Raw genomic sequence first — 8766 nt, 5'->3', positions numbered from 1 at the left:
CTTATCGATTAAGAAATCGAATTTTCTTAAATGGAACTTCAAAAAACAAAATTCCCATAAGAATTAGAGTAGCGCCAAATAACTGTTTTGTCCCAAGAACTTCCCCCAAAATAAAGTAACTGAACACTGACGCAAAAACAGGCTCTAAGGAAAATATCAGAGTTACGGTAACATAGCTGAGCGATTTCTGTGCCCAAACAGTTATAAAGTAACAAAACAGTGAACCTAAAGCCCCCAAATAAATCATAGCAGTCCAACTTTCCATACTGTAACTCATAGTGAAACTCTCCGGAGAAAAGATCAGACTTGCTACAAAAGCCAATAATGCAGAGAATACAAACTGATAAGTAACCAAAGCCAAAAGATCGCTGTTTTTCACAAAACGACCTGTCCAGATAATATGCAGAGCCGTTATGGCCGCGGCAACCAGAGTCAGTAAATCACCCGGATTTAACTTTGTGCCGTCTCTGTAGGTTAACAACCCCAAACCAAATACTACCACCGAAATAGAAATGATACTCTTCCCATTAAACCTGTTCTTATAAAATATAGCGAGAAATACAGGCACAAAAATAACATTAGATGCCATAATAAAAGCAGAGTTACCCGCACTGGTATAGAGCATCCCAAGATTCTGAAAACCATATGTTAAACCCAAAGCTATCCCAATTATAGCGCCTTTTCGAACAATTTCTTTATTAAAAAGACTTTGGGGATTTTTTATTAGTGTGAATATCAGTAACGGTATAGCGGCAATAATCGAACGAATAAAAATCAAATAATATTCATTTACCGAATTCAAAGTATCTTTTACAACTGCAAAGGTGGAGCCCCAAATTACAGTTGCAAGCATAAGCATGATTATCGGAAACTTATTTGACTTATCCATTATCTAATTCTATTAAGCGCTGTAAAAATATTCATTTACTAACACTATTATGGTGCTCTGATTATTAATAATACTAAACTTTTTATAAATCTATATTTTTTTGTTTATTTGATTTATAAACAAATCTTATATATGAGAAAAAAGCTCCCCATGATTGCTGTGTTTTTAATATCCACAGCTCAAATTCTTTTTGCTCAGGAAAAGCAAGAGATTAAGCAATCACAAGAAACGATCCATGTTGTAGAAGATATCGACAGTAGTAAAACTGATAGTGTAACTGTTTCTGCACAAAATAAAATGATATCTAAATCTTCCGTTTCCTATTATGAAGGAAATAAAAACAAATTATCTACTTCAACAGAAGATAAAGAACCTGTAAACAAAAACAGAAATGTAATGGCCGTAGGCTACCAGATTGGAGGATTTACCCTAATAGGTATTAACTTAGAGTACCGAATTAGTGATGTATTGGGTTTACATGGAGGTGTAGGTTTTACCGGTTACACATTAGGCGTGAAATTACATACAAATAAACAAAAAAACAGCCCGTTTTTTAATCTGAGTTATAAAGACGGAGGGCTTGGTGTTATAGACGCAGCTGCACTGGAATTTGGCGGGCGTTGGGTATGGAATAAGAAAAACGACTTAGGTTTGCACTATCAGTTTGGAATTGCCAAAATACTTGAGATTGATGAAGCATTCGAACGAGATTTCTTTGGAGATGAAGGTGCTCCAAATGCCATGCTTTCAATAGGTGTTGGTGTGAGTTGGTAAGTAGTAAATTCACCTAAACTCTAGTTTAAAAGTGTTAGTAACCCGACATTGGGATATTAACACTTTTTTATTTTTGGAAATAATATTTCCTTTTGTTAATCTTCCTTAATGCTATTGATAATAATTTATGATATAGCTATATTGCGCCTTCGCAATAAAATTAAAGAAAAATAGTTTTATCACCAACGATGATAAAAATCAAAAAACGTACAAATTATATATAACCAATTATGGAATTATCAAATTCATCAGTCGATATTAAAGCATTGAACGAGAAAATTGAAAAAGAAAGTGCTTTTGTCGATTTACTAACAATGGAAATTAATAAGGTTATTGTTGGGCAAAAATATATGGTTGAACGCCTGTTAATCGGTCTTTTGGGGTCAGGGCATGTATTGTTGGAAGGTGTTCCCGGATTGGCAAAGACTCTTGCTATCAATACCCTTTCAAAGGCTATCGACGGTAGTTTCAGCAGGATTCAATTCACGCCTGATTTACTTCCATCGGATGTTGTTGGTACATTGATCTACAACATGAAGGAAAATGATTTCTCTATAAAGAAAGGCCCGATATTTGCAAACTTTGTGTTGGCGGATGAAATAAACCGTGCTCCTGCAAAAGTGCAGTCTGCTCTATTAGAGGCTATGCAGGAAAGACAGGTAACTATTGGTGATGAAACTTACACTCTAAAGGAACCTTTCCTTGTATTGGCAACACAAAACCCGGTAGAACAGGAAGGAACTTATCCTTTGCCGGAAGCTCAGGTTGACAGATTTATGTTAAAAACTGTTATCGACTATCCCAAACTTGAAGATGAACGTTTGATTATGCGTCAGAATATGATGGGTAATAATCAGGAGATTAAAGCAGTTGTATCGATAGATGAAATTATTAAAGCCAGAAAGACTGTAGAGGAAGTTTACATGGATGAAAAAATCGAAAAATATATCCTCGATATAGTTTTTGCAACAAGATATCCTGAAGATTACAGACTTGCTGAACTAAAACCTTTAATAACATTCGGAGCTTCTCCCCGGGCCAGTATAAATCTGGCAACTGCAGCCAAGGTTTACGCTTTCATTCGTCGAAGAGGATATGTTATCCCCGAAGATGTTAGAGCCGTAGCTATGGATGTACTGCGTCACAGAATTGGGATTACTTATGAAGCTGAAGCTGAAAACATCACTTCTGAAGACCTGGTGAATAAGATACTTAATGCGGTTGAGGTGCCGTAAATTATTTTGAGTTTCACGCTAAACCGCAAAGAAAAAATATTGCATTAGTTTAATTCAATAGTTGTTTTATTTGGAAACTAGAGACTTATTAAAGAAAGTTAGAAAAATCGAGATAAAAACTCGGCGCTTATCCGACCATATATTTTCGGGAGAATATCATTCTTCCTTTAAAGGCCGTGGTATGACTTTTTCGGAAGTGCGAAAATACCAGTTTGGTGATGATGTAAGAAATATCGACTGGAATGTTACGGCTAAACTCAATGAACCACATGTAAAGATTTTTGAAGAGGAAAGGGAGCTGACAATGATGTTGATGGTCGACGTGAGTGGTTCGGAACTGTTCGGTACTGTTTCTCAATTTAAAAAAGATACAATCACAGAAATTTCAGCAACTTTAGCTTTTTCAGCCACTCAAAATAATGATAAAATCGGGTTGATACTATTTTCTGATGAAATTGAGCTTTTTATCCCTCCCGGAAAAGGACGTACCCATGTATTGAGGATTATCAGAGAATTAATAGAATTTAAACCAAAGAGTCTGAAAACAGATATTGCCGGAGCTCTAAAGTATCTGGCAAATATTCAGAAAAAGAAAGCCATTGTTTTTATGCTTTCCGATTTTATGGACGATGATTACCAGCAAACATTGAAAATTGCAGGTAAAAAACATGATTTCACAGGAATAAGAGTATACGATAAAGCCGAGGAGGAAATTCCAAATCTGGGTATGATTAGGGTAAAAGACCCCGAAAGCGGAGAGTCTTTTCATGTAAATACCTCTTCAAAATCAGTAAGGAAAAATTTCGCAATTTATTATAAAAAGAGAGTTAACTATTTCAAAAATTCATTCTCACGAAGCGGTTCGGGAGTTATTGAAAACAGAGTGGACCAGTCGTATGTGAAACAGTTGTTGGGGTATTTTAAACAGAGATAACAAAATATTTATTTGTTCCCGGCTTAAATTACACAGACAAAGTTGTGGAGAATAACAATTTAACATGAAAAGCAAAAAAGTAGAAATAAAAGGAACAGAAGTGTCGGTTATCAGTAAAAAAGATAACGACTATATTTCTATTACTGATATTGCTAGATATAAGAATCCGGAAGCACCTGCCGATGTTATTAAAAACTGGTTGCGAAACAAAAATACAATTGAACTACTCGGCTTATGGGAACAACTGAATAATGAAAATTTTAAACTGGTCGAATTCGACCAGTTTAAAACAGAAGCAGGATATAACCATTTCGTATTATCTCCAAAAAAATGGACAGAAAGCACTAATGCAATCGGGCTGCAGTCAAAATCAGGACGTTATGGTGGAACTTTTGCTCATATTGATATTGCTTTGGAGTTTGCTTCTTGGGTTTCTGTTGAATTTAAATTTTACCTCCTTAAGGAGTTTCAAAGATTAAAAACAGAAGAAAGCGATAAAAACAAGTTAGAATGGAATGTCTCACGAACTATTGCTAAACTAAATTACCGGGTTCATACCGATGCAATTAAAGAGCATCTAATCCCTGTTGAATTATCAAAATTGAAACAACGCTTTATTTATGCCGATGAAGCGGACTTGTTAAATCTTGCACTTTTCGGAAAAACTGCAAAACAGTGGAGAGAAGAAAATTCTTTTGAAAAAGGTAATATCAGAGATTTTGCAACGATGGAACAGTTAGTCGTTTTGGCAAATATCGAAAGTTTTAATTCGGAGTTGATAAAAGAAGGAGAAGAACCTGAAGATAGACTAGAAAAGCTAAATAAAGTTGCTATTTCCCAGATGAAAATAATGATTGAAAATAAAAATATTAAGAAATTGAAATAATGATGCAATTTCATAAAACAATATACATATTAACTGTTCTAATCTGGTCAATGAATCTACAGGCCCAGGAAGCTGAAGTTGAGTTTACACCCGACACTACAAAGTTTTTGATAGGCGACCAGATCAATGTTCTTTTGCAGGCTAAGGCTCCTAAAGATTCTTTGATAGAATGGCCGGTGTTAAGCGACACAATTGGTAAACTTGAAGTAGTTTCCAGAAGTAAGATTGATACTTTAATTAAGAAAGATTTTCAAATAATTTCCCAAAATTATAAACTTACTCAGTTCGATTCGGGGTCATACGTAATTAATCCTGTAAGATTTAAGATCGGTGAAAAGATTTTATATACAAAGCCTAAAATGATTGATGTTACTACAGTTGCAGTAGATACCACCAAGCAAAAAATGTATGAGATTAAGGGCAATATACATGTTGGTTATAATTTCCGGGAAATACTTCCATATATTCTGATGCTTCTAATTATTGCAGCAATCATTTATATGGGATATTATTTTTGGAAAAAACAGAAACCAAGGAAAAAGAAGGTATTTATTCCATCTATCCCCCCTTTCGATATGGCAATGCAAAACCTGAAAAAGCTTGATAAAACTCAATTGCTAAAAGAGGGAAATGTAAAAGAATACTATGTGAGACTAACTGATATTTTAAGACGCTATATAGAAGATGAACATCATATCCCTGCTTTGGAGTCTACTACCGACGAGATTATGAGCTCTATTTACCAGATTGACCTAAATTCTGAAACTAGGGATAAAATCAGGGAACTTCTTAAAGAATCGGATTTTGTGAAGTTTGCAAAATATCAACCCGAATCAGGTAAACACGTACACTATAGAAAGACTACAGAAGAGATAATAATAGCTTCACAGTCGAAATCAAATGTTGATATAAAAAAAGCAAATGATGAATAATTTTGAATTTGTAAATCCGGAATATTTATACCTTTTGCTGATACTTCCGTTTCTGGCTGTATGGTTCTTCCTGAAAAGAAAAAAAGATACTCCCGCTCTTAGTATGCCCGGAGTGTCCGATTTTTTGCAAAATAACAGATCAATACTGCCAAAACTAAGACCTATACTTTACCTGCTGCGAATTGCAGGTATCGCGGCATTAATCATTGCCCTTGCCCGTCCTCGTACTGTTGATGTTTCGTCTAAAACAAAAAAGCAGGAAGGGATTGATATTACAATGGCTATTGATATTTCCGGATCAATGCTGTCGAAAGATTTAAAACCGTCAAGAATAGAAGCTCTTAAAAAAGTTGCTACACAATTTGTAGAAGCACGTCCAAACGACAGGTTTGCAATCGTAGCTTATTCAGGCGAAAGTTTTACAATGTGCCCTATTACATCCGACCATAAAGTAGTGATAAACTCAATAAGGGATATGAAATACGGCTTGTTGGAGGATGGAACCGCAATAGGTATGGGTTTGGGAACCGCAGTAAACAGATTAAAAGACAGCAAAGCAAAAAGTAAGGTGATAATATTGTTGACCGACGGAGTAAATAACGCCGGAATGATTGATCCTATTACAGCTTCAGAACTTGCGGCAGAAAATAACATTAAAGTATATACAATAGGAATAGGCACAAAAGGAATGGCCCCTACTCCTATTGGCTATGACCACAGGCATAAGCTTGTATACAGAAATTTGCCGGTAGAAATAGATGAGGACCTGCTAAAACAAATTGCAGAAAAAACTGATGGTAAATATTTTAGAGCAACCAGTAATACAAAACTTAAGGAGATTTACTCAGATATTGATCAAATGCAGAAATCCGAAGTACAGGAACTGAGATTTTACAATTATAACGAAGAGTTTAGACCATGGGTTTTGCTTGCCGGACTATTATTATTTATTGAACTGTTATTGCGAAATACTGTATTTAGAAACTTCTTGTAAGGTAAAGATCAAAGACACCTGCCTGCGTGACTCAGTCAGGCAGGAAAGATAAAAGCGATGCCCTGAGCGGTGGTCATTGAGCGCAGCCGAAATGAGTCGAAGGGATAAAAGATAAAAGATGTACGAATTAGAAGATAAAACATATTTTAACTATATGATTATCATAATCATTCTGATTGTGACTTTCATGATTATAAGATATTGGAAAAAGAAGAAACAAAAGGAATTTGCCTCTGAAGAATTACTTAATAAACTGGCACCTAACCGGTCTTCATTTAAGCAATATTTGAAGATGGTTATGCTTTCAATGGCTTTTCTTATGATGATAATTGCTTTAGTTAATCCTAAAGTAGGATCAAAATTAAAAACGATAAAACGTCAGGGAGTAGATATTGTTTTTGCTTTGGATGTATCAAAAAGTATGCTGGCCGAAGATATAGCACCAAACAGATTGTTGAAATCACGCCAGATAATTTCTAAGGTTATCGACAAACTTGGAGGCGACAGGATCGGAATTATAGCATATGCCGGAAAATCATATCCCCTACTTCCTATTACAACCGATTATGCGGCAGCAAAGATGATGCTTCAGAATGCCGACACAGACATGATCCCATCGCAGGGTACAGCAATAGCTTCGGCAATTGAAATGACTAATCAGTATTTCGATGATGAGGATCAAAAAAATAGGATATTAGTGATTATTTCCGATGGCGAAGATCACGAAGCAGATGCATTAGCAGCAGCACAAGCTGCAAAAGGAAAGGGAATAAAGATTTACAGCATCGGAGTAGGAACAGAATCGGGTGGTCCGATTCCCATAAAAACCCGTGGACAGGTTACAGGTTATAAGAAAGACAGAAAAGGGAATGTTGTAGTTACTAAACTTGATAAACGTGTGTTAATGGAAGTTGCACAAGTTAGCGGAGGAAAATATATGGACAGTCAGGATACCAGACAGATAGTATCGGAGTTCACGAAGATTCTGTCAGGTATAGATAAAAAAGAATTCGAAACAAAAGTGTTTTCGGATTATGAAGATCAGTTCCAATGGTTTTTAGGACTGGCAATTTTGTTTTTAGTTCTGGATGTATTCTTTCTGGAAAGAAAAACAAAATGGTTGAATAAACTGGACTTATTTGATGAGAAATTGTAATACAGTGAAACGGTGATGCTGAGAGGCAGTCAACCGTATAACTGTATCACGGTATTACTATAAGAAAATGAAAAAAATAATATACATATCTATACTATCATTATTCGCAATTTCGGTGAATGCTCAGGAGCGAGAACATCTTCGAAATGGTAATGATAAATACGAGAAGAAGGATTTTTCGGAATCGGAAATAGATTATAGAAAGGCAATAAGCGAAAATCAAAATTCTGTTACAGGGCATTATAACCTTGGAAATTCCATTTACCAACAGGACAGACAGGATGAAGCTATTGCCGAATACGACCTTGTTGCAAAATCGGCAAAGAATAAAATCACTAAAGCAAAGGCTTACCACAATAAAGGAAATGCTTTAATGAAAAGTAAAAAACTTCAGGAAGCGATTGAATCATATAAGAATGCTTTAAGAAACAACCCCTCCGATCAGGAAACCAGATACAACCTTGCTCTGGCCCAGAAAATGTTGAAAGACCAGCAACAGCAACAGCAAGACCAAAATAAGGATCAGGATAAAGATAAAAGAGAAAAGAATAAAGATAAAAGTAAGGACGAGCAGAATAAACAGGACGACAAGGGAGGAGATCAGGATAAAGATAAAGGAGAAAAGAATAAAGATAAAAGTAAGGACGAACAGAATAAACAGGACGACGAGGGAGGAGATCAGGATAAAGATAAAGGAGAAAAGGACAAAGATAAAAGTAAAGACGAGCAGAATAAACAAGACGACGAGGAAGGAGATCAGGATAAAGACAAAGGAGAAGAAGATAAAAGTAAAGAAGACGAGCAGAAAGATCAGGAGCAGAAAGATCAGGGAGATAAAGACAAACAGGATCAGGAAAACAAAAAAGACCAGGGTAAAAATCAGGAGCAACAGCAGGTAAAAGGGCAAATTTCAAAGGAAGACATGCAACGACTTCTGGAAGCCTTAAAGAACCAGGAAAATGAAAC

General features: G+C 35.6%; 9 protein-coding genes. 8 read left to right on the top strand and 1 reads right to left on the bottom strand.

The genetic code is table 11. From position 1 onward, the window contains the following. Position 1 precedes the first annotated feature (1 nt). Positions 2–889, bottom strand: coding sequence for a DMT family transporter (locus ABFR62_11530; GenBank protein MEN8139050.1), 888 nt, complete (start codon positions 887–889; stop codon positions 2–4). A 132-nt stretch (positions 890–1021) separates the two neighbouring features. Between ABFR62_11530 and ABFR62_11525 the strand changes: the two genes are divergently transcribed. The 8 genes from ABFR62_11525 to ABFR62_11490 form a co-directional block, all read left to right on the top strand. Further along, the gene (locus tag ABFR62_11525) at positions 1022–1663 is read left to right on the top strand and encodes a hypothetical protein (GenBank protein MEN8139049.1); all 642 of its coding nucleotides are present in this window, start codon (positions 1022–1024) and stop codon (positions 1661–1663) included. Positions 1664–1893: 230 nt separating this feature from the next. After that, the gene (locus ABFR62_11520) at positions 1894–2898 is read left to right on the top strand and encodes a MoxR family ATPase (protein MEN8139048.1); all 1005 of its coding nucleotides are present in this window, start codon (positions 1894–1896) and stop codon (positions 2896–2898) included. Between the two features lie 70 nt (positions 2899–2968). Next, positions 2969–3832 carry a DUF58 domain-containing protein gene (locus ABFR62_11515; protein MEN8139047.1) on the top strand — a complete coding sequence of 288 codons (864 nt, stop codon included), beginning with the start codon at positions 2969–2971 and terminating at the stop codon, positions 3830–3832. Positions 3833–3896: 64 nt separating this feature from the next. Next, on the top strand, positions 3897–4718 hold the full coding sequence (locus ABFR62_11510; protein ID MEN8139046.1) for a KilA-N domain-containing protein: 822 nt from the start codon (positions 3897–3899) through the stop codon (positions 4716–4718). 50 nt (positions 4719–4768) lie between these two features. After that, positions 4769–5650, top strand: a complete 882-nt coding sequence (locus ABFR62_11505; GenBank protein MEN8139045.1) for a hypothetical protein — start codon at positions 4769–4771, stop codon at positions 5648–5650. Then, positions 5643–6644, top strand: a complete 1002-nt coding sequence (locus ABFR62_11500) for a VWA domain-containing protein (GenBank protein ID MEN8139044.1) — start codon at positions 5643–5645, stop codon at positions 6642–6644. The genes ABFR62_11505 and ABFR62_11500 overlap by 8 nt, the downstream gene beginning before the upstream one ends. Before the next feature lie 118 nt (positions 6645–6762). Beyond that, positions 6763–7800 carry a VWA domain-containing protein gene (locus ABFR62_11495; GenBank protein ID MEN8139043.1) on the top strand — a complete coding sequence of 346 codons (1038 nt, stop codon included), beginning with the start codon at positions 6763–6765 and terminating at the stop codon, positions 7798–7800. Between the two features lie 67 nt (positions 7801–7867). Next, positions 7868–8766 (top strand): tetratricopeptide repeat protein (locus ABFR62_11490; protein MEN8139042.1); only part of this gene is annotated, 899 nt, incomplete at its 3' end.

It is taken from the genome of Bacteroidota bacterium (genome assembly GCA_039714315.1).
Lineage (GTDB): Bacteria > Bacteroidota > Bacteroidia > Flavobacteriales > JADGDT01 > JADGDT01.
Note: the sequence above shows the minus strand (reverse complement) of the source record. Positions and strands in the feature narration are given on the sequence as shown.